Source organism: Anaerosalibacter bizertensis, assembly GCF_009696605.1.
Lineage (GTDB): Bacteria > Bacillota > Clostridia > Tissierellales > Sporanaerobacteraceae > Anaerosalibacter > Anaerosalibacter bizertensis.
This window is the reverse complement of the sequence record NZ_VULR01000006.1, coordinates 1-19,369: the sequence shown is the minus strand read 5'-3', so window position 1 is coordinate 19,369 and position 19,369 is coordinate 1. Positions and strand designations below refer to the sequence as shown.

Below are 19,369 nucleotides of genomic sequence, written 5' to 3'. Positions count from 1 at the left end.
ATCATCACCTCCCTAATTCAAATGTAAATTTTTGATATTCTTTTCTACTTAATCTTTGTGTTTCAGCAGGACTATCTGTTTTTGAATAAATATGTTGAACTACAGTAACTCCATTTGGACCACCTTGAGCATTTTTCAATACACTATTAGCTACCTTTGTTGCTACTTGTTCTGCAGTTTTCATTACTAAATCTTGTGAAGCATCATGATTGTAGATCCTGGTTCCTCTAGGTAAATCATACAATTCATAATTTGTACTATTACCAGGCCTATCATGTAGATATGTTAGTCCACCCCTCCAGTAGTTAGTACCTGTCCAATTTTTACCTGGTTTTTCTTCTTTAGTGCCAAAGCTAAACCATTTCTTTGACGGTTTCCATTCATCCCACCATCTTTTTAGTTTATCCCATTTTGTAAGAACTTTTCCTGTTTCAGTATCAACATTATCTACAACATCCCTATTCATATCTTTAATCTTTTTTACTACTTGCGTTTTTTGGTCATCTGCTTTTTTAATAGATTCTTTTCTTTGCCTTTCCGCTTCTTTAATCATCTTATCAGCTTGATCTGCAGTTATTGTTTTATTTTCATCTCTCATTTTTATAATATTTCTTACAGTTTGTTCATATTGCTGATTAGCTTTTTTAACACTATCTTTTCTTTGTCTTTCTGCCTGCTTTATTATTGCACTAGCTTGTTCAGTTGAAATTCTTTTTCCGTGTCCTTTTAATCTTTCCATTATTACTTTCTGCTCCAATTCACTCTTACTAAGAGTCTTAACTGCACTTGTCCTCATATTTTCTTGTATTTGATTAATTAGCTGCTGCTCTTCTTTTGTAATATCTCTTTTTTCATCACTAGCACGTTTCCAGATTTCATTAATTTGATTAGTTCCTTGTTCTATTATATTTTTCTGATTCTCATTGTTCTCATTCATGCTTTCAAGCATTTGCTGTTGTTCTTCTTTAGTAATATTTTTGCTATTTTCAAAGAAAATTTTCATATTGTCAAGCTGTTGGTTATATTTTTCATCCATTCCTTGCTTAATTTGTTCACCCATTTGACTATAAGTATTTACCATGCTATCAGCTGTTTCTTGGGTTATAGTAGTTGAATTAACATAAAGATTTTGTAGAGATTGTTGAGCTTGTTCATCTAGTTCCATGTATGCCCCCAACTGTTCTTTGGTTGCTTGACTAATTTTAATAGTAGTTTCTTTTACGTTTGTTTGTAGTTGTCCATTTGCTCCTTTAACAGTTTCAACTGACTTTTCTGTTTTATCAGCAAACAGATCTACTGCGGGCACTGCATCTTTTTCTAGATGTTTTTTTAATGCCACTGCTCCAACTCCTACTCCAGCTATAGCTAATGTCCAAGGATTTAATAAAAGTGTACTTGCTTTTGCTGCTAAACCTAAAGCCCCTACTCCTTTAGTTGCTCCACCAGTTGCAACTCCTACTCCCTTTACTGCCGTGCCTACCCCTTTAGTTGCAAGAGTAGATTTTCCTAACCAACCTGTAACTTTGCTAAGTCCTCCTACTATATTTCCTAACCCTACTGTTGCTTTTCCTCCTATTTTTAAAGCTAGTCCTGCACCTACAACAAACTTACCTAAACTAACTATATTTTGAATTTGCTTATCATCTAATTGTCCTAATTTATCTGATATCTTACTTATTCCTTGAGAAGCTCTATCCATTAAAGGAGCTATGGCATCCCCAAATCGTATAGATTGATTTTTCATTTCATTTAGAGATTTTTTAAATCTTTCACCAGTCGTATTAGTAACTTTATCAAAAGCTTTATCAGTAGCTCCTGCAGATTTCTCCATTTTACCTAGCATTTCATTAAAATCTTCACCACTATTAGTAGCTAATACCAATGCTGCTTTTCCAGCTTCAGCACTTCCAAACATGTCTTTTAAACTAAGATTATTTTTCTTAGCATATTCATTTAATATATTTAAAACATCAGATAAATTTTTCCCTTCCTTCATTAAATCAGAAAAAGACTTACCTGACATTTCTTTTAATGCCTTATCTGCTTTAGTTCCAGATTTAGACACTTCATTTAGCATACTATTCATATAAGTAGTAGATTCTGCTGCCTTAATACCATTCTTAGTTAAAAGTGCATATCCTGCTGTAACATTTGTAAGATTTGTATTTGTTGCTACTGCAGTAGGTATCATCTTACCCATTACACTAGATAACTCTCCAACTGTTACTTTACCTTCATTTTGTGTAGCTATAAGCATATCAGATACTTTTCCAACTTCTTGAGATTCTAATTTATAAGCATTCATTATTGTAGTTAAAATATCCAATGAATCCCCAGCTTCAGCAAACCCTGCTTTTGCAAGTTTTGTTGAACGTGATACAAAATTTACAGCATCTCCTGTTTTCTGTCCTGCTGAAATTGCATCATATACGTTATTTGCTATTTCTGCACTTGCTATACCTGTATCATCACTTAACTTTAAAATTCCAACTCTAAGTTCATCAATTGGAACTTCTGCTTCGTCTGCTATAGTAGATACTTTTGCAACGCTATCTTCAAATTCAGTAGCAAACTTTAAACTTGCAGCACCTGCACCTATCATAGGAGCCGATAACTTCAATACTTTATCTCCTGCAGCTTCTGCAGCTCCGCCAACTTCTTTCATCTTTTCACTAGATTTTTTTAAAGATTCACTAGCTTTTATCCATTTGTTTTCATTTCTAGCTAGCTCCTCATTAACTTTCTTGAGTTCAGCCTGAGTTTTATTCATTTGAGCTTCAGCTTTATTTAAGTTTGTTTCATAGTTTTGTATCTGTTTAGCATTAGATTCTATAGCTTTTTCTTTTTTCTCATATTCTTCTTTAAGTCTATCTACTTCCTCTTTGGCTTTCTTAGCTTCTTCTGATTCTTTTCCATATAGTTTTACAGCTTCATCATATTTTTTATTAGCTTTTTCAAGACTTACACCTAATTTATCCCTTTCCTTTATATTGTCATTCATTTTTGTACTAGTTTCTTCAATGGATTTTTTATATAAGTCTACTTTTTTAGAATGTAAATCTACCTGTTTAGCTAAAGCTTCTTGAACCGATCCTAATCTTTCACTATCTCTACCAAATACGCCTACACTACTTGAAGCATTTTTTAATTCTGCTTGGGCTAATCTTAATTGTGCATTTGTACCTTTAATACTTTGATTAAACTGGCTATTTTCTAAAACCATCTTAGCGGTTATTCTTTTCTCTACATTACTAGCTATTTTCTTTCACCTGCCTTCCTAATTCAGACAAGGCACATCTGTTATGTTTACTCTTTTATAAATAACTCCTTTATCCTTACTTTTTTCTTCGCTATCTTGATCATGAAATCTTAAATGTAATTTCCATAGTGTTCCTATCTTTCTAGGAGTACTTCTCCAAAATTCTTCGTCACTCATATTTAAATGAACTGTTGCAATATAATAAAACCAGTCAAAATCAACTATGTGTGATTCTGACTGGTCATTTAGTTTTTTTCATTTCCTCCATCCGATTCATTTATTAGTCCTTCAGCTAAAGCAAAGGTGATCTTATCTAAATCTTTCATAGTATTAAAATTAAAAGGTAAATTCTTTTTAATGTATTCTTCATCTAGATCTCTTTCTACACAAGCACAAGAAAGTATTTTTACTATACAATCGTATACATTTTTACCTTGCAGAAAATTGTTGAATAACAAAATTCCATCTTCATATTTATTCTCTAGTTTAATTAATGCATTAAAATCTAATCTAAAAGTATATTCTTTTTTACCTATTTTAAATTTAAACTCTCTAACCTCTACATTTACCATATTTATTTACCCTCCTATTTTGTAATAATAATGAAGGATAGAAATTAATCTATCCTTCTATTGGTGGTTCTTCTGGAACTGTTGCTTCTGTTTTTTCAGTTGGTACTGTGACTTGTTTAAAGAATGTACTATCTAAATCGGTTGGAGCATTTGGAGAATCACTATCTACTTTATATTGCCACATTTTGTTATATCTAAGTGGAGCAAAACTTGCCTTTAACTTTCTAGATTGAAACTCTGGTTTTCCTTCTTTTCCTTTATAACTATCATCAGAAGGACTAAAACTACCCTTATATAATATTTGATATCTGCTTTCACCTTTTCCTTTATTAGCTTTAAATAATAATGCCACATCAGGAGCAGTATCATCTGCTGATTTTATTACCCCACCTTCTGTTGCTAACTTATGTCCTAATAGAAAAACCTCATCTTCATCAGATAAATCAGTAATATCAACTTCTACTTCTGTGTTTGCTAAAGTTGCTTCACTTAACCATTCAATGTTTTCAGCATAAAAACTTTCTTGTGAAATATTAGGCTTAAGTGCTATTTCCTTAATACCTGGTAAGTATCTAGGAGTATCAAATTCAACTCCAGATTCATCATCTTTTAATATTTTAGCTGCATACAGTTTTTCTAAGCCTACTACTGGTACTATTTTTTGTTGATCCATATTTATCACCCTTTCATTTTTTTGCATTAAAAAAGACTAGTTTTCACTAGTCGGTAAATCTATAGAAAATCTCATTCCTTTATGATATAAACCTGTTTTTTCTTCATATAAATCTGCTGCCATATCTCTTTCAAATCCTGCATTAAACATATGTTTTTTAATTACATTTTCAATTTCTGTATAGTCTTTTTTAGAGAATATATCTATTTGTATTATATATCTTGTATATTTTTCTTTATTCTCTTCATACTCTACTCCATATTCATTTATAACTTGATATTCTACATAAGGAGGATTAGGGTTATTAGCGTGTATATGATAAACTCTTTCATCAGGTAACAACTCCAGTATTGATTTGTCAGATAATATTTTTAAAATATATTGTTTTATATTCACATATACTCACCTACTTAGCTTTATCAAGCAATTCTTTACCTAATATCCCTACAGCTTCATCTTCAGTGTTACTTACACTTCTTTCAAAAAACCCCACATTCTTTTTTTGAAATGAAGTGCCAAATTCCTGAAATTTATCCCACCAGGCACCTAATCTAACTGTACCTATAGTTGATAAATGATTAGACTTTACTGAAGTTTTTACTTTAGCTAATTTCCCGCTATCCTTAGGAGTATCTTTTTGTAATCCTTCTTTTATAGGTTTAATAGCTTTTCTCATTGCTTTTTTTCCATCTTCTTCAGTTATAGTCATTTCCTCAAGTAATTCTGTAAACTCATCCATACCTTCTATTTCTATACTATTAGACATTTAAATCACCTCAATAAAAAAGACCTTTAAAGGTCTTTTATTCCACTGGTACTTCAAAAGTAAGAGTAGTGTCATACATTTCACTTTTGAAAATCACTTTTACTTTATCACTCTCATTAGCAAGGCCATGGTATGCCTGGACTGTACAATTAGTCCCTGGGTTTATTTCTTGTGGCTGTTGTTTAGGAAACATTGAAGATCCTTCAGATACTGCTCCTGTGGTATCAACTACCTGAAGGTCTGCCCCATGGATGTATAAACCCACCTCATCATCTTTGGATATATTCTCATAAGTATAGTCTACTTCTACTATTTGCTTTTGGTTAGACTCTGGAAAATCATCCTTATATTCAAAGTCATTAGCTATTTTTATACCATTAATTTTTAAAGAATATGCTTTTTCTCCATTTTCATCTAGCACAAAAGCTTCCTCTCCAACTCCATATATTTTTTCACTTTCCGCTTTTTTAGGTTTACTTTTTTTATTTTCTTCTGCATCAACTTCTGTAGTATTTGTTTTTGTTTCTGTTCCTGTTTTTGTTTGACATCCCACTAAACTTATTGATAATAAAGTAATTAATAATATTAATGATATTTTTTTCATATATTACACCTCCAACTATATAGTACCAACTTTAATTAAATATTGGAAGTATTATAGTCTTTCTATAGCTTTTATCTTCAGCCACTTATTCTCATACTTAATATTATCTATAAATGTAATATCAAATTTTCTACCTTGCCACTTGATTCTATATTCCTTAGAGTTTAGCACTTCTAAATCTTTAGAATATCTTATAATAAACTCTACTGTATTTTCAGCATTTACTGCCTTGGCCGCATAAAACTCTTTACCCCAAAGATTATTTACACTGGCCCAAACTGCTTTAAAATCAATCCAAGCCTCTTCATCAAAATTATTTTCTGTAGTAATAGTTCCATATTTTTGTATTGTTATTCTTTTATTTAATTTACCTGGATTCATTTTAATCACCATCACAATACTTTAACTGCTGCAAAATAGATTGCATTGTAAACCTAACTCGTTTAGATATTTTATTTTCTTCCATATACTCTCTATTGTCATACCAATCTGATATTAGGATTTTGCAATATAGTTTTGCTAAAAAGCTAGTAGAATCATATTCCTTACCAGTAGCATTTTTAAGATATTGTTCACTAGCATTTATTAATTCTTCTATATATTCATCTTCATCATCATAATCTACTTTTAAAAAACTTTTGGTTTCTTCTAAAGTTAGTATCATTTAACCACTCCTTTTTTAGTAGAGGGAACTATCCCTCTACTGGTGCTTCTGGAGTTATTTCTACATAAACAACTGCTTTTTCATCAACTTTCTTAACATCAAATCTTTCTATTACTCTCATCATTGTTGCATTTTTAGTAAATCCAGCTTCTTTAGATACTGCCATTTCATATGCTTTTCTATCAAAGAAGGCCATATACTCTGTCATATCTCCTACATAGAACGGTATTGCATTAGTTGGAGATTTAAAATGTTGATTAGACATTACTACTACTTCCTTACCTTTAAAAGTCTTAGCACCTTCTTCAGTTAAGGAATCTTTCAATAAAGGTCTTCCATTTCCATCTATTAAAGAATCTAAATAATCATATCCATCTTGATTAGTTATGATTATAGCATTTGCAGCTATTGCAGGATCTAAGTCTTTATTTAATGCTTTTTGAATTACAGTATAGTCTTCCCCAGCTTTCTTTGTAGCAGTAGCTAGCAATTCTAATATTTTCTTGTTTTCTGTTCTAACTGCTTTCTTAGCAAATCTTCTACCTACGAAATTTGTTAAATTAGCTTTTTCATCTTGTAATAAAGTATTGGAAATTGGAATTATATCTCCATAGTCAGTTAATTCCCATTTAACTTGTCCAAATTTAATAGTTGATTGGTTTATTTCTGTCATTTCTTCAAAGTTAGTTAATTCATCATCTGATTCAACCTCTAAAGGCATGGATCCTGATAAAGTCCCTACAGGAATTACATTGCAGTAGTCTTTTAATGGAATTAATTGTCTCTTCAACTCTTCTATTTGAGTTCTTTGTTCTTGTGGTACTAAATACCCTCCATCTTCGCCTATTCTTTCAACTAAAGCTGCTTCTGGTTCTGTTAATGTTTTTCCTAATACTGCTTTGTTAAAAGCTACTGTTTCATCAGCTTTTTCTATTACAGATGGTTCTAATACTGTACCTTCAAGGTTTTCTATTTCTTCTTCTTCAAGTACTTCTTGTACTTGTATTGATTTCTTTAAGTTTTCCACTTCTTCTAGTTTTGTATAAGCTTCATCTATTTTACCCTCTGCTTGTAATGTTGCAATCTCATTTTTTAAACCTTCTAGTTTTTGATACATTTCTTGACTTTTCTTCATTGATTAATCACTCCTTAATTTTTAATATAAAAAATAGACCTATCTTAAAGCTAAGATTAGAGCTATCTCTTTTAACTTATTTTCAATTTCTTGCATTCTTTTATCATTCACTCTTGGATTTTTTTCTGGCTCTTTTTTAAATTCATTTCTTAGTTTATTTATTACTTCTGGTGGTAACATTCTTGTATGATCTGCACTAGCTATTAATTGTGTTTCTTCTTCAAACATTATTCCATCAACAAATTTATTATCTAATGCTTGTTGTGCAGTCATCCATGTTTCTTTATCCATTAATGCAAGTAGTTCTTCTTGACTCATGCCAGTTTTAATCCTATAGGCATTAGAAATGCTTGCATTAACATTTTTAAGCATTTCTGCACCTTTTTCCATTTCTCTATAATCACCACTAGCATAGCTACTTGCATTATGAATCATTATTTGTCCAGTTGGTGACATCATTACTTTGTTGCCGGCCATTGCTATAACACTAGCGGCACTAGCTGCTAAACCTACAATATTTACTACAACATTGCCTTTATAAGACTTTAAAGTTGTATAGATTTCACTTCCAGCAAACACACTACCTCCACCAGAATTAATCTCTACTTCTAATTCTTCTCCTTTGGCTTGTTTGATTAAGCTACTCACTTTTTTAGGGCTTGTAGCTTCCATTCCAAACCAATCATATATCCATTGATCGCTGCTAGAAATTATAGGACCTTTTACTTCTATTTTCATTGTTAATCACCACCTTTCTCATATTGTTTACCTAGCATACTTAATGGAATATAATTACCATTTGCCATTAAATTATCTCCAGATTCATCTTTGGGTAAATCTAAATAACTTCTTGCTTCGTTTGGAGCATAAATTCCATTATTAACACCTATGGCTAAACTTTCCATTTGAGTTTTCATATCTGCTCTTAAAATAGAATTTACATTAAATTTAAAATAGAAACCTTCTAGCTGTTCTTCTTCTGTTAATAATTTATAACTTATCTCTTCTTCATACTGTTTCAGTATAAATAGTAAGGTATCTGTATAAAAACTTAAGTTCTGCATTTCACTATTAGCATAGCTAGACTTTTCATAATTATTTAAATGATTAGGTTTTATTCCAAAAGCTGCGGCTATTTGTAAGGAACTATATTTCTTTAATTCAAAGAATTGACTATCAGTTAATTTTATATCTAATGGAATTAACTTCATGCCCAATGGCACCGGTACAATTTTACCTGCATTATTAGCTCCATTTGCAAAATCTTCAAATCCTTTCACAAGCCTTCTTTTAGCTTTTTCATCTAAATCTCCTGTGTATTCTAATGCAGCCTTAGCTGTCAAACCACTTTTATATAGTTCATTCATAAAATTTTGACTAGCTTTATTGCCTTCCATAGATGTTTTTAAAATATCTTGTATGGCCAATCCTGTTATACCATCTTTACTCACTCCAGTTTTGAAATGTAAAATTTCTTTCTCTGAAAAAACATACTCTTTACCTGTCTGTGAATCATTATATGAATAGTAAATTGCATTTATATTTCCTAAAATACCTTCATTATCGACTACTATTTTTACGTTTCTGGAATCTAATATCCATAGATCTATCAACCTTCCTTTAAACCATCTGGCCCATACATATGCATTTCCATAGTGATTCCTATTAAATTCAATTGTTGACCAAAATATTGAAGGAGTCATATAAGGATTAGGTCTAACTTTTAATAGTCTATAGACCTGATTATCATTTCCTTTTATGACTCCTTTTTCTGTTTCTTTATAAAATTTTAAAGTAAGTTTACCTAAACTTTCTGATAACATTTTTATACAAGTAAAATAAGTAATTTCACTTAAATTTTCGCCAGTATTTCCACCTGTAAGCATTTTATAAACTTCTTCAGAATTTATATCATATATTTCAGTTTCATTCTTAATATTAAATAATCTTTTCATTCCATTTTGTATAATATTTACTATTCCCATTTGCTCACCTCCTTACCATCCCATCATCTCTAAATATTCCTCTGTAACTTCATTTATATCTATTTCATTTTCTAAAAATAATTGACTATAGCAAAATGTACTGGCGACTAATAAATCTATTCTTTGTTTATTTTTATTTTCTTTTTTTAACATTACATCTTCACTTCTACCTTTTTGTAAAGTGGCACAACTTACACACCAATCTAATAATTTATTTTCTTGATATGCTATATTTCCTTTATAAACATCATCCCTGAAAGCTTTTGTTGGTGGAGACAAGTTTGTATAAGTTTGTTTAATAAGTATTACCTCATAATCATTTGCAAGAGACTCCATCATTTGCATAGCATTGTAAGGGTCAGATACAATACACTTAATTTTACAATTGTATTTATCTTCAATATTCCTTATATATTCTTCTATTTTTGTATAATTAACTGTAAAACCTTCATGTATTTCACAATATCCTTCTTCTTCATATTGCCTATAATCTATTTTTTCACGCCTTTGATCCAATGTTGCTCCTGGTAAAAATCCTTTAGAATGTAAATAATACTTACCATTTTCTTTATACATAATTGATACTGCTGTAAGGTCTGTAGAAATGCTTAAATCTATACCTACAACAACTTCTTTGTCTTTGAAATCAATATTATCAACACTACCTTTTTTCCACTCATTTATATCTAGATACTTTTCTTCAAAATTCTCCTGAACAAATACATTCATTGTTTTAGTTAAATATTCTTCTCTTGCACTAGGCTTTTCCTTTGCTACAGATCTATCTTCCCTCATTGTCTTATAATTCTCTTCGACCCTTAAAGGATTAGCCTGATACATGCCATAGTCATCCCAAAGATGTTCTTTATCAGAATAATAAAGTAATGCAAACATTCTTTCGTTTTCTACTACACCATTATAGACTTTTCTAATATAGTCTAGATCTTCTTCCATAATAGAATTATTTATTGCATAGGCTGTAGTAGTTCTAAAAACCAAAGGATTTATAACATTCTTTTGACCAGATTTCATAGCATTAAAATTATCTGCATTTTGGAAGTTTCCATGTTCATCTGATACAAAGGCACTTGGTCTAATAGAGTTGTTTTTCCCTGCTTCAGCAACTCTAGGTTCAAAGAAGCTATTTGTTAATTTACATTTAATTTGTCCTGTTTTTGTTGCAGAAATAATAAATCTATTCTTAATATAAGGACTAGCATTTATTATTTGTGTCATTATTTTCTTAATTTCTGCTGCCAATTCTTTAGTTAAACATATACTATAAAATTCACTGTATTGTTGTTCTGTTAGCATTAATAATATAAAAACTAATGCTATAGTTGCTGTTTTAGCATTTTTTCTTGCTATAAAAAGCGTATTATCGTTATATCTGAACTTGTCCTTATTATTTTTAAATCTCCAACCGAAAATATTTGCAATAAAAAAGCATTGGAACGGTGCTAAATACTCCAATACCTGTTTCCCTGCTACAAATCCAGTAGCAAAATTCATAAGTTTTAATAAATCATTAATTATCTGAAGTTTATCTTCATCAAAATAAAACTCAAAACCATCCTGATATTGTCTATTATTATAATCGTTGAGAAACCACTTACACTGTATTTTTACTTCCCATGTAGTTATTTCTTTTCCCTCTACAACATCCTTAGCATACTGTATTGCTCTTGCTAATAAAATCATTACTTATCACCACGTAAAACTTTTAGGAGTGGATCTTCCTTTTCTTTTTCAGCTTCTAAATTGATATTAGCAAACTTGGCTCTAGATTGTGGAGAGAGGGATAATTCATTGCAGCATCTAAAGAAATCTTTAGTATATTTATCATTTGCAAGCCTTAAATCTTTGCTATAAATCAAATCTGGTTTCTCATTTATTTTTTCTTCTATTGTCTGCATTCTATCTAAAGATATTGCACAAGTAGACAATATATATATATCTAGATTTCCTAATATTCCACTTTCCTTTAATTCTTTCACTATGTTTCTAAATATTTTTTTCTGATTTTTATTTAAATATTTTGGTGGGGAAATTTTATCAGCTCCACCTTTTAATTTGTTCTCTGATTTAAGCCTAGCTTCTTTTTCTTCCTTAGTTAAATTTTTAGACATAGCATTTACTGATTTACAAGGTCTTGCCATTTATTCCCTCACCTCCTTAAAATTTTCATTTAGGGAATTTCATAAAAATGAGAGTGCGGCGTGGGTCTTTTAACTTTTTTTAAAACTTTTCACCCACCCCCCTACCTATCTATATCGTCCATACTTCTTCTCCCACCTTTCTATTAATTCAAACAATAATCTTTGTGTACCTTCTTTATCTTTTAAATACATCCCATGTATCTTCTTGTGACTAATATCATTTAAAGGAATTAAGTTATCTAAATCTAATCTTCTATTCCAATCCTCTTTTAGTTCTACTATGTGATGAACTGTATCAGCATAGATAATTTCTTTTAAAATAAAAAAAGCATAAAGATCTAATCCTTTATACTTGTTTAATATATATTCTCTTGTCTTAATCCATTCTGTACTATTATAAAAAGAAGTAGCTTTCTTATCCCTTATATGTTTATCATAGTATCTATTTCTTTCAATCTTCTCTTTTTTATATTTATCTCTACAATCATCACAATATCTTTTATTATAATCAATTACCTTTCCACATCTGCATAGTTTTTTTAGTGCAATAACTATCACCTACTCTATATAATAAAAGACACCCATCATTGAGTGTCTTCATCTTCTATGGTTGTATATCTTTATCCCAGCCTTTATGTTTTGTAAATGTATATGTACCTTTATCTTCACTATTTAATTTTAAGCTTATTTCTATTCTATCTACTTCTATTACTTCATCAACTTCCTGTGCTATTTCATTTCTAATTGTTGTCATTTGTCCTACTGTAATATCTTTTGTAGTCATTACATCAGTATCTATTATTACTTTATTACTAACACTATCAGTATCTATAACTTCACTTTTAATAATATATCCATCATACTTATTCTCTAAGTTATTATTTAAGTTCTCTTGTATTTTATCCTTGGCTGCTGAATATTTTGCGACCTCATTATTAAATTCCTCTGCAGCTTTTTCTCTTTCTTTATCTTCTTTCTTTTCTTCTTCTGTTAATTTCCCCTGTTTTTTTCTTAATTCATAATCATAAGATTCTTCAAAGAGTTTATCAGCTCTCTCTTTTGTCATCAATCCTTTTGATACCATTTCTTCCGCATGCAATCTTTTTAAATCATCTTTGAATTTTATATATTCATCTTCCGTCATATTAAAGCTCATTGTTGCCAGTTTTATCTCTTCATCTTCTGTTAAATTACTGAAATTCTTTTGAAGTATTTTCATATCTTCTTTAGTTAGTTCGCTATCACTGCTTACTTTATATTTACTATTTCCACACGCACTCAACAAGGTTGTAACTATTAATAATGATGTAATTAGTATGATTACCTTTTTCCTCATATTGTTCCCCTCCCAAGGCTTTTTAGTATATTATAGCATTTTTGGGAAGGAAATAATATGCATGAAAAAAGAGCCTTGTTAGGGCTCTTATCTACTTAATTTATACATTGCATATTGATTTAAAGATATTCCTTCTCTTTCTGCTTCTGTTGCTAATTTTCTGTGTAAACTTTTAGGTATTCTAACTACAAATTTGCCACTGTAATTTTCATCTCCTAAAGGCTGTGGAATTGGATCTCCATATTCTATTCTTACCTCTAACCAGCCTTCCATTGCTTCTTGTAAATTTTTATATGCTTCTTCAAATGTTTCTCCTGTACTTTGACAACCATCTAACTCTAATACTTTCCCATAATAATAACTTCCGCTTTCATCTGTAATTGGTTGTATTAAATAATTATATGGTAAACTCATATAGTATTTTATATCTTTTTTAGCCATTCCGAAAAAGGTGGGAGCCTTTTTTTATAATTATTATCATTAATACTCGAGAGTTAAGGAGGAGTTTACCTCCCTATTCTCTTAAGTACATCTTTTACATATACAGCCTTCAGTGGATTTTCTTCTTTTATTGTGATTACATCTCCTTGATTGTTTCTAAAGTGTCTATGTGAGCCTTTACTTCTAACTAATTCATATCCATATTTGTTTAGAACTTTTGAAATCTCATTGTATCTTATCCCATTTGGCTGTCTTTCCATTTTCTTTATTATCTTTTCAACTCCCACCTTCTGTTCACCTCCTTAACTATATAGTATCATATGTAGTACTATAAGTCAAGTAGTTATATAATTTTCTATTTAATTTTAATTAGTAGTCCTTTTTTATTCCCACTTAACCTGCCTAATTCTTCTTCCTTGTCTCCTGTATGAATCATGCATCATTAACTTCTCAGGTTTATCTCCAAGCTTAATCTTTTTATTTCTGCTTATATTCTTCAATTTTCTATATGTAACAGGATCTGTCTCCTTAATAATATTCTCTATTCTCATTTTCTCACCTCATTTTTGCATAATAAAAGGACATACCCTGCGCAATAAGGTATGCCCTCTTTTAGGTCTATTCTAATTTAATAGTAATAGCCTAATTCATTATATGTCCTTACTCTATTAAGTTTCCTGTAGCTAAAATTTCTTCCAATACCATATTAACATAAAAACATATAATTTTGTCCCATTCTTGTCCCATTTCTGTCCCACCATTTATTGCCAGTTACTTTATTTCCTCTATTAAGAATTTAATTATTCTATCTTTTTTTCTCTGTATAGTGCTTCTAGCCATAAATAATTTTTGTTCCATCTCTCTATAATTCATTTCTTCTGCATATTTAAGTTCTACTATTTCTAATTCTTCATCTGTTAGTTTTTCTAATAACATATCTATATTCTCTATCTGCTTTTCTAAGTTCATTATTTTATTTTTGAGCTTATACTTTTGTCTTATATTTATTCCTAATTCTTTAATAAGTTTATCTATAGCTATTTCAAGTGACTTCTCTATGTTAGATATAGTACTGCTTGTTTGTACTTTATCTTTAGAATAGTCTATTGCCTGTAAGGTATCTTCCAGCTCTACATTGCACTCTCTTATATCTTTTCTTAATTTATATATTCTTTCTTCAGTTCTAGCAAGTCTCACTCTAAGAATATATATTTTCTTTTTCTTTCTATAATGACTATATAGCATTCCTTCTACTCTTCTATACATATTTATATTCATATCTATCTTCCTCCTATCCTAATTGTTATAGATAACCCCATAAACGTGATATTTCTTCTCAAAATTTTTACGCCCTATTTTATGATATTCAGTGTGGTGTTCTCTGCATAGGCACATTTTTCTGTTTTCACTATCATCAACCTTTGTCCTATCTCTTCCCATGCCTATAGTGTCAACATGATGCTCTTCTCCCTCTCTGCCGCATACGCAACATTTCTTTTGCTCTAAACATATTCTTAAATAGCTTTCTATATTATCAAGTCCCTCGGCTGGATTTTCCTTAAGTGGTATTCCTGCTTCAAAACATAATCTAATTAAAAATTCTATATAGTCACCTGCTAGATCCTTGCTACAGTTACTTAAACTAAAATCCTCATATTCTGTTGCTCTTATAAAACTTGATTTAGTAGCTTCTTTAATATTCTCTTTATTGTCTCCTGTATAAGTAGCTATATCTTTAAGTAATCCGTATATTTTCTTTCTCTGTTCTGGAGTTATTTGTTTCATTCTTTCTATTTGTTTTTCCTCGTCAATAAGTAGATCCACCGTTATTGGCTTATCCATAAAATTATATATATTTTTCATTACTTCTATAGTTTGTTTATCATTTATGGCCAATGTTATTTTCATTCCTTTTTTCAAGGTTTTTATATTATCTATCTCACAATTAAATTTCATATTATTCCTCCTAAAAATAAAGAAGCCCAAGGAATTATTCTCCCTGGGCTTCTAGAGCCTCTGTATTATATTTATTTTTCCTTTTACATCTAGGACAAACTATTTCTGCTTTGCCTTCTATTTCTCCTAGTTTTCTTCCACAGTACTTACATCTGACTTCTTCCATAGCTAACCTCCTACAACTCTATAACGTTTATACTTACATTCTTTAAGTCTTCATTCGTCTTATTATCTTTTTCTAGTAATAAAGATAAATGGAATGGTATATCATTGCATATGAAATTATCATCTTCAACTAATTCTAGTTTTTCAACTCCATTGTTATATTTCAAATTAAATTCTACCTTCATATTATTCCTCCCGCTCTATAATGATTTCTGCACATTTACTGCATAAATCTTCTTCGACCCAATAACATCCGCCCTCACATGGTGTATAGTAAGTGCATCCACACACCCTACATTTCTGAATTTCCTCCTCTTTTAGTCTTTCTTCTAACCTTTTTAATTTATATTCCTTCATTTCTTCTACTTCTTTTTCTATATCAAATAATAATCTCATCTGCTCTAACATTATTTCTACATCCGCTATTTCTTCAGTAATATTTCCAACTATTTCGCTTCCTCTTAGATATTTACATAGTTCTTTCTGTAACTCAGCCATTTCCTCAAATACCATGCATATCTGTGCTTCTTTTCCGTATATATCTAGAGCTTGTTTACAGATTTCTTTCTCATTTATATCACCGTAATATTCTTCTTCATTTAGCCAGCAAATACATTCCTCTATATCTTCAAATTCTTCTACCCATGCATGGCCAGTAGTATTATCTATGCCTAAATATTTGCCTGTAACATTATCTATTTTGAAAAACTTTCCTAAAGGTTTTCTTGCTATTATTATTCCAAATGCTTCTTTGCTCGTTATATTTTTAATCATATTCGCCCTCCTATTTCCTTTTGCGACTTCTTTCTATCCTCAATAGTGTAATTGCTATAGTTGCTATAATTAAAGCCTGTATCATTCCTGTATATCCTCCTATTACTATTGCTTGTCCTCTGTATTCGCTAGAGTAAATATAGCTAATGAAAAACTAAACATTATTAAACTTATTGTTACTAAAAAGAATATTGTTAGCATTACTTTTCCTCCTAATTTACTAATTTGTATAACTTCTTCTTTGTTCTATCTGGTATCATTTCTTCTATACTGCATATACATTGCTCTCTATGATAAGTTTCTATAGCCTTATCTCTATACGATTCAAATAGCTTTAAGTCTCCATTCAAGTGTCTTATTATTGCTCTAGCACAGTATTCTATAGTTAGCATTTTTTTATCCCTCCATCTTCTTTTCTCATTGCCCAATCCTCAAAACCATAATAGTCACAGTCATGACAAATAAATATTTTCCTTGTATACTCAGGCTTTTCGACTGGTATAAACTCATCATATTCTATATTTTTTGAACCACACCATTTACATTTTTTCATTCTCCTACCTCCTACTTAACTATTTTTAAACTTAAATCTGGATATTGATACTCAAACATCTTTTTCTTTATCTTAAACACTTGAGTTTCAACCCCTTTAACATCTACAACCTCTGTGGTCCCATCTAGATTTACTATTACAAAATCTGCTATGTAAGTAATAGCTCTATATGTCTTCCCGTTCTTTGAAAATTTAGGTTGTAACTCGTATCTTGGTTGTAATCCAAAGTCTTTTATATCTCCTGCTTGTTTTAAAATCTTTAACATAGAGTAGTATTCAGCTTCTTTTTTGCTATCAAAAGTAATTCCGTCTATAGTTGTTTTCTTATTGTTGTATTTATTTTTCTTTTTAGGTTTTTTCTTATTTAAATAATCAAGATATTGCTCTTCTGTCCATCTTAAACTCATAATCTTCACCTTTTTCTTCTATTGCTTTTGTTATAGCTTTCTCTACACTTATATTCTCATTAAAATATATCTCTACAATTTCATCAGCTATAGCTAATATTTCTTTTCTAGTCACTTTTAAGCTCCTTTCATCCTTCTCATAGCTCCCTCTAAATAACCTAAGTATTCACTTTCCTCTTTGTCCCTGCTTTTATATTTATCTTTATATTCTCTATAGGCTGTGCAATAACTATGACAACCTATTTTTCGTCTCATACAATCTTTGCAAGGTACTTTCATTTTAGAGCCCCTCCACTTCATTCTCTGTGTATGGAATTATTGTCCTGTTTCTCCTAAACTCTATCCCACATTTTACACAGTAATAAGCCTGTATAGTGTTATTACGATAAGGGTCATAAGTTGTTATCTCATTCACGGTTTTATCACTGTTGCAACAAGGGCATGTTGAATCTCCTTCATCCTCAATTACAATATCATCAGCTACCCTTACTCCTTTTCTTATTAATTTTTTTCTTACGGCAATTGCATTTACAGTCCTATCTAATTTTTCAGCTATTTCTTTTTCTTTCATTATCCCCATATTTTTTATAAGGAAACTCTCTTCTTCTTTAGTCCATCTCCTACTTCTATCCAATTCTCTCCCTCCTATAAAGCATTCTGATTCCTCAGCCTTTCCAAATGTTCTAGCATTTTTCTCTCAGCTATATCATCTAACTGATCAGCTGAATACTTGTCCGTCCTCTGTTCAAAGTTATGAAATTTAGTTTTCTTAGGTTGATTATATTGCTTATTTTTATATTGCTGATTCTGTTGCTTTTGTTGCCTTTCTATTTCTTTTTCTCTTCTTAAAGCTTCTAAATCATCTATGGTTAAAATGTTATTGTCCTTCCAGTTTCTTAAAATTCCTAATATATAATTAACTGTTCTCTTTTTGTTATTAGCTGCAATTTTTGTAGCTTCACTAAACATATCTAAATTAAATACATTTGAGTATTCATATATTTCATCAATTAAGATTGGAGGTATTACTCCAGTATTTTTTTCTAAAAGCCTTATAATATTTTTAAAGTTTTCGTCGTACATACATAAACTATTATTATCATTATTATCATTATTGTTTGGGTTTTTGTGTGGTTCTTTTGTAGTCTCTCCATAGTCTTTTAGTGGTTCTTTTGTAGTTTCTGAAATCTGGTAATCGTTGTAATTTACTATTGTTAAGGTAGTCTTTTTTCTGTCTGATATTTTTATTATCATTTTGTCATCTTCTAATAATTTTAAAAAATTTCTAACCTTAGTTTTAGACCAACCCCACCTATCCATAAGCTTATACTCCGAGGTTATGAAACTCCCTCTTTTTACCTCTATAAGCTCATTGCCTAATAAAAATTTATTATCTTTGTGATTAGCCATTAACAATAAGTCAATCCATGCAGACCTTTTGTCAAATGGCTTTTCTTGCCACAGCCAATGATCTTGTATTTTTCTATGAATACTTATCCATCCTGACACTTTATCACCTGCTTATTTAAGACTAGGAGCTTTAGCTCCCAGCCTAAAATGGTAATTCATTCTCAATTACTTCATCAAATCCTTCTACTTTTTCATCCTGCTTATTGTTGCTTTCCTTATTGTTTTTGCTGCTATTTAAAACCATGTTTGCTGCTTTCTTCATTACCTCTTCCTTTGCATTGCTTGCTAACCAATCAAGGTAATCTGGTTGAATCTCATGTACTTCTTTCAAAGTTTTTCCTTTATATTTACCAAATGTTAATTTTACATTTTCAGCTTCTACATCTGTTAAATTAGAAACCTCTTCTTGCTGTATAAACTGTCTCATATCTTCAATATCCTGAGTAAATAATTCTGACAAACTTGCAACTGTTAATGTAGCATCTATTTGAGCTCGTTTTTTAGCCATTT

At 30.3% G+C, this 19,369-nt stretch carries 32 protein-coding genes; all 32 read right to left on the bottom strand.

Annotation, left to right across the window (positions count from 1 at the left end; all coding sequences use genetic code 11):
* Window positions 1–4: 4 nt before the first annotated feature.
* Window positions 5–3,223: a phage tail tape measure protein gene (locus FYJ27_RS05485; protein ID WP_154483852.1), complete on the bottom strand. Its 3,219-nt coding sequence runs from the start codon at window positions 3,221–3,223 to the stop codon at window positions 5–7.
* Window positions 3,224–3,277: 54 nt separating this feature from the next.
* Window positions 3,278–3,436: a hypothetical protein gene (locus tag FYJ27_RS05480; protein WP_154483851.1), complete on the bottom strand. Its 159-nt coding sequence runs from the start codon at window positions 3,434–3,436 to the stop codon at window positions 3,278–3,280.
* A 68-nt stretch (window positions 3,437–3,504) separates the two neighbouring features.
* Window positions 3,505–3,831, bottom strand: a complete 327-nt coding sequence (locus FYJ27_RS05475; RefSeq protein ID WP_154483850.1) for a hypothetical protein — start codon at window positions 3,829–3,831, stop codon at window positions 3,505–3,507.
* Window positions 3,832–3,880: 49 nt separating this feature from the next.
* Window positions 3,881–4,504 (bottom strand): major tail protein, encoded by a 624-nt coding sequence (locus tag FYJ27_RS05470; protein WP_154483849.1) that lies wholly within the window; start codon window positions 4,502–4,504, stop codon window positions 3,881–3,883.
* A 36-nt stretch (window positions 4,505–4,540) separates the two neighbouring features.
* The gene (locus FYJ27_RS05465) at window positions 4,541–4,900 is read right to left on the bottom strand and encodes a hypothetical protein (protein WP_229775486.1); all 360 of its coding nucleotides are present in this window, start codon (window positions 4,898–4,900) and stop codon (window positions 4,541–4,543) included.
* 10 nt (window positions 4,901–4,910) lie between these two features.
* Window positions 4,911–5,270 (bottom strand): HK97-gp10 family putative phage morphogenesis protein, encoded by a 360-nt coding sequence (locus tag FYJ27_RS05460; protein ID WP_154483848.1) that lies wholly within the window; start codon window positions 5,268–5,270, stop codon window positions 4,911–4,913.
* A 37-nt stretch (window positions 5,271–5,307) separates the two neighbouring features.
* The gene (locus FYJ27_RS05455; RefSeq protein ID WP_154483847.1) at window positions 5,308–5,874 is read right to left on the bottom strand and encodes a hypothetical protein; all 567 of its coding nucleotides are present in this window, start codon (window positions 5,872–5,874) and stop codon (window positions 5,308–5,310) included.
* Between the two features lie 51 nt (window positions 5,875–5,925).
* Window positions 5,926–6,255: a phage head closure protein gene (locus FYJ27_RS05450; RefSeq protein ID WP_154483846.1), complete on the bottom strand. Its 330-nt coding sequence runs from the start codon at window positions 6,253–6,255 to the stop codon at window positions 5,926–5,928.
* A 1-nt stretch (window position 6,256) separates the two neighbouring features.
* Window positions 6,257–6,538, bottom strand: a complete 282-nt coding sequence (locus FYJ27_RS05445; protein ID WP_154483845.1) for a head-tail connector protein — start codon at window positions 6,536–6,538, stop codon at window positions 6,257–6,259.
* Between the two features lie 28 nt (window positions 6,539–6,566).
* Window positions 6,567–7,673, bottom strand: coding sequence for a phage major capsid protein (locus FYJ27_RS05440; RefSeq protein ID WP_154483844.1), 1,107 nt, complete (start codon window positions 7,671–7,673; stop codon window positions 6,567–6,569).
* A 39-nt stretch (window positions 7,674–7,712) separates the two neighbouring features.
* Window positions 7,713–8,411, bottom strand: a complete 699-nt coding sequence (locus FYJ27_RS05435; protein ID WP_154483843.1) for a head maturation protease, ClpP-related — start codon at window positions 8,409–8,411, stop codon at window positions 7,713–7,715.
* A 2-nt stretch (window positions 8,412–8,413) separates the two neighbouring features.
* Complete coding sequence (locus FYJ27_RS05430) at window positions 8,414–9,658, bottom strand: phage portal protein (protein WP_154483842.1); 1,245 nt, start codon at window positions 9,656–9,658, stop codon at window positions 8,414–8,416.
* 12 nt (window positions 9,659–9,670) lie between these two features.
* Entirely contained in the window at window positions 9,671–11,359 is a 1,689-nt protein-coding gene (locus FYJ27_RS05425; RefSeq protein WP_154483841.1) for a terminase large subunit, read from the bottom strand.
* Window positions 11,359–11,817: a phage terminase small subunit P27 family gene (locus FYJ27_RS05420; protein WP_154483840.1), complete on the bottom strand. Its 459-nt coding sequence runs from the start codon at window positions 11,815–11,817 to the stop codon at window positions 11,359–11,361. Before FYJ27_RS05420 ends, FYJ27_RS05425 begins: the two co-directional genes overlap by 1 nt.
* Before the next feature lie 105 nt (window positions 11,818–11,922).
* On the bottom strand, window positions 11,923–12,375 hold the full coding sequence (locus FYJ27_RS13030; protein ID WP_326831043.1) for an HNH endonuclease: 453 nt from the start codon (window positions 12,373–12,375) through the stop codon (window positions 11,923–11,925).
* Between the two features lie 46 nt (window positions 12,376–12,421).
* Entirely contained in the window at window positions 12,422–13,153 is a 732-nt protein-coding gene (locus FYJ27_RS05410; RefSeq protein ID WP_154483839.1) for a hypothetical protein, read from the bottom strand.
* Between the two features lie 87 nt (window positions 13,154–13,240).
* Window positions 13,241–13,567: a type II toxin-antitoxin system HicB family antitoxin gene (locus tag FYJ27_RS05405; RefSeq protein ID WP_229775485.1), complete on the bottom strand. Its 327-nt coding sequence runs from the start codon at window positions 13,565–13,567 to the stop codon at window positions 13,241–13,243.
* 92 nt (window positions 13,568–13,659) lie between these two features.
* Window positions 13,660–13,881, bottom strand: coding sequence for a type II toxin-antitoxin system HicA family toxin (locus FYJ27_RS05400; RefSeq protein ID WP_326831042.1), 222 nt, complete (start codon window positions 13,879–13,881; stop codon window positions 13,660–13,662).
* 96 nt (window positions 13,882–13,977) lie between these two features.
* Window positions 13,978–14,145 carry a hypothetical protein gene (locus FYJ27_RS05395; RefSeq protein WP_154483837.1) on the bottom strand — a complete coding sequence of 56 codons (168 nt, stop codon included), beginning with the start codon at window positions 14,143–14,145 and terminating at the stop codon, window positions 13,978–13,980.
* 220 nt (window positions 14,146–14,365) lie between these two features.
* Complete coding sequence (locus FYJ27_RS05390) at window positions 14,366–14,872, bottom strand: RNA polymerase sigma factor (RefSeq protein ID WP_154483836.1); 507 nt, start codon at window positions 14,870–14,872, stop codon at window positions 14,366–14,368.
* 18 nt (window positions 14,873–14,890) lie between these two features.
* On the bottom strand, window positions 14,891–15,550 hold the full coding sequence (locus FYJ27_RS05385; RefSeq protein WP_154483835.1) for a putative HNHc nuclease: 660 nt from the start codon (window positions 15,548–15,550) through the stop codon (window positions 14,891–14,893).
* A 34-nt stretch (window positions 15,551–15,584) separates the two neighbouring features.
* Complete coding sequence (locus tag FYJ27_RS12890) at window positions 15,585–15,716, bottom strand: hypothetical protein (protein WP_268234889.1); 132 nt, start codon at window positions 15,714–15,716, stop codon at window positions 15,585–15,587.
* 10 nt (window positions 15,717–15,726) lie between these two features.
* The gene (locus FYJ27_RS05380) at window positions 15,727–15,900 is read right to left on the bottom strand and encodes a hypothetical protein (RefSeq protein WP_154483834.1); all 174 of its coding nucleotides are present in this window, start codon (window positions 15,898–15,900) and stop codon (window positions 15,727–15,729) included.
* Between the two features lies 1 nt (window position 15,901).
* Window positions 15,902–16,489: a nucleoside triphosphate pyrophosphohydrolase family protein gene (locus FYJ27_RS12630; protein ID WP_195839092.1), complete on the bottom strand. Its 588-nt coding sequence runs from the start codon at window positions 16,487–16,489 to the stop codon at window positions 15,902–15,904.
* Window positions 16,490–16,701: 212 nt separating this feature from the next.
* The gene (locus FYJ27_RS05370) at window positions 16,702–16,881 is read right to left on the bottom strand and encodes a hypothetical protein (RefSeq protein ID WP_154483833.1); all 180 of its coding nucleotides are present in this window, start codon (window positions 16,879–16,881) and stop codon (window positions 16,702–16,704) included.
* On the bottom strand, window positions 16,875–17,042 hold the full coding sequence (locus FYJ27_RS05365) for a hypothetical protein (RefSeq protein ID WP_154483832.1): 168 nt from the start codon (window positions 17,040–17,042) through the stop codon (window positions 16,875–16,877). The genes FYJ27_RS05370 and FYJ27_RS05365 overlap by 7 nt, the downstream gene beginning before the upstream one ends.
* An 11-nt stretch (window positions 17,043–17,053) precedes the next feature.
* On the bottom strand, window positions 17,054–17,449 hold the full coding sequence (locus FYJ27_RS05360; RefSeq protein ID WP_154483831.1) for a DUF1064 domain-containing protein: 396 nt from the start codon (window positions 17,447–17,449) through the stop codon (window positions 17,054–17,056).
* A complete protein-coding gene (locus FYJ27_RS05355; protein WP_154483830.1) occupies window positions 17,415–17,564 on the bottom strand; it encodes a hypothetical protein in 150 nt (49 codons plus the stop codon). The genes FYJ27_RS05360 and FYJ27_RS05355 overlap by 35 nt, the downstream gene beginning before the upstream one ends.
* Window positions 17,565–17,566: 2 nt before the next feature.
* Window positions 17,567–17,728, bottom strand: a complete 162-nt coding sequence (locus FYJ27_RS05350; protein ID WP_154483829.1) for a hypothetical protein — start codon at window positions 17,726–17,728, stop codon at window positions 17,567–17,569.
* Between the two features lies 1 nt (window position 17,729).
* Window positions 17,730–18,083, bottom strand: a complete 354-nt coding sequence (locus FYJ27_RS05345; RefSeq protein ID WP_154483828.1) for a hypothetical protein — start codon at window positions 18,081–18,083, stop codon at window positions 17,730–17,732.
* An 11-nt stretch (window positions 18,084–18,094) separates the two neighbouring features.
* On the bottom strand, window positions 18,095–18,958 hold the full coding sequence (locus FYJ27_RS13025; RefSeq protein ID WP_195839084.1) for a DnaD domain protein: 864 nt from the start codon (window positions 18,956–18,958) through the stop codon (window positions 18,095–18,097).
* Window positions 18,959–19,001: 43 nt separating this feature from the next.
* Window positions 19,002–19,369 (bottom strand): exodeoxyribonuclease X C-terminal domain-containing protein (locus FYJ27_RS12620; protein WP_459410824.1); only part of this gene is annotated, 368 nt, incomplete at its 5' end.

Excerpts from the sequence above, each read along its gene's own strand:
- FYJ27_RS05445 (WP_154483845.1), bottom strand. The coding sequence starts at position 6,538 with ATGATACTAACTTTAGAAGAAACCAAAAGTTTTTTAAAAGTAGATTAT.
- FYJ27_RS05430 (WP_154483842.1), bottom strand. The coding sequence starts at position 9,658 with ATGGGAATAGTAAATATTATACAAAATGGAATGAAAAGATTATTTAAT.
- FYJ27_RS05360 (WP_154483831.1), bottom strand. The coding sequence starts at position 17,449 with ATGAGTTTAAGATGGACAGAAGAGCAATATCTTGATTATTTAAATAAG.
- FYJ27_RS05395 (WP_154483837.1), bottom strand. The coding sequence starts at position 14,145 with ATGAGAATAGAGAATATTATTAAGGAGACAGATCCTGTTACATATAGA.
- FYJ27_RS05350 (WP_154483829.1), bottom strand. The coding sequence starts at position 17,728 with ATGAAAGTACCTTGCAAAGATTGTATGAGACGAAAAATAGGTTGTCAT.
- FYJ27_RS05385 (WP_154483835.1), bottom strand. The coding sequence starts at position 15,550 with ATGAAATTTAATTGTGAGATAGATAATATAAAAACCTTGAAAAAAGGA.
- FYJ27_RS05390 (WP_154483836.1), bottom strand. The coding sequence starts at position 14,872 with ATGAATATAAATATGTATAGAAGAGTAGAAGGAATGCTATATAGTCAT.
- FYJ27_RS05475 (WP_154483850.1), bottom strand. The coding sequence starts at position 3,831 with ATGGTAAATGTAGAGGTTAGAGAGTTTAAATTTAAAATAGGTAAAAAA.
- FYJ27_RS05425 (WP_154483841.1), bottom strand. The coding sequence starts at position 11,359 with ATGATTTTATTAGCAAGAGCAATACAGTATGCTAAGGATGTTGTAGAG.
- FYJ27_RS05435 (WP_154483843.1), bottom strand. The coding sequence starts at position 8,411 with ATGAAAATAGAAGTAAAAGGTCCTATAATTTCTAGCAGCGATCAATGG.
- FYJ27_RS05485 (WP_154483852.1), bottom strand. The coding sequence starts at position 3,223 with ATGGTTTTAGAAAATAGCCAGTTTAATCAAAGTATTAAAGGTACAAAT.
- FYJ27_RS05440 (WP_154483844.1), bottom strand. The coding sequence starts at position 7,673 with ATGAAGAAAAGTCAAGAAATGTATCAAAAACTAGAAGGTTTAAAAAAT.
- FYJ27_RS12630 (WP_195839092.1), bottom strand. The coding sequence starts at position 16,489 with ATGATTAAAAATATAACGAGCAAAGAAGCATTTGGAATAATAATAGCA.
- FYJ27_RS05410 (WP_154483839.1), bottom strand. The coding sequence starts at position 13,153 with ATGAGGAAAAAGGTAATCATACTAATTACATCATTATTAATAGTTACA.
- FYJ27_RS05405 (WP_229775485.1), bottom strand. The coding sequence starts at position 13,567 with ATGAGTTTACCATATAATTATTTAATACAACCAATTACAGATGAAAGC.
- FYJ27_RS05370 (WP_154483833.1), bottom strand. The coding sequence starts at position 16,881 with ATGCTAACTATAGAATACTGTGCTAGAGCAATAATAAGACACTTGAAT.
- FYJ27_RS05470 (WP_154483849.1), bottom strand. The coding sequence starts at position 4,504 with ATGGATCAACAAAAAATAGTACCAGTAGTAGGCTTAGAAAAACTGTAT.
- FYJ27_RS05380 (WP_154483834.1), bottom strand. The coding sequence starts at position 15,900 with ATGAAGGTAGAATTTAATTTGAAATATAACAATGGAGTTGAAAAACTA.
- FYJ27_RS12890 (WP_268234889.1), bottom strand. The coding sequence starts at position 15,716 with ATGGAAGAAGTCAGATGTAAGTACTGTGGAAGAAAACTAGGAGAAATA.
- FYJ27_RS05460 (WP_154483848.1), bottom strand. The coding sequence starts at position 5,270 with ATGTCTAATAGTATAGAAATAGAAGGTATGGATGAGTTTACAGAATTA.
- FYJ27_RS05455 (WP_154483847.1), bottom strand. The coding sequence starts at position 5,874 with ATGAAAAAAATATCATTAATATTATTAATTACTTTATTATCAATAAGT.
- FYJ27_RS05365 (WP_154483832.1), bottom strand. The coding sequence starts at position 17,042 with ATGAAAAAATGTAAATGGTGTGGTTCAAAAAATATAGAATATGATGAG.
- FYJ27_RS05420 (WP_154483840.1), bottom strand. The coding sequence starts at position 11,817 with ATGGCAAGACCTTGTAAATCAGTAAATGCTATGTCTAAAAATTTAACT.
- FYJ27_RS05480 (WP_154483851.1), bottom strand. The coding sequence starts at position 3,436 with ATGAGTGACGAAGAATTTTGGAGAAGTACTCCTAGAAAGATAGGAACA.
- FYJ27_RS05450 (WP_154483846.1), bottom strand. The coding sequence starts at position 6,255 with ATGAATCCAGGTAAATTAAATAAAAGAATAACAATACAAAAATATGGA.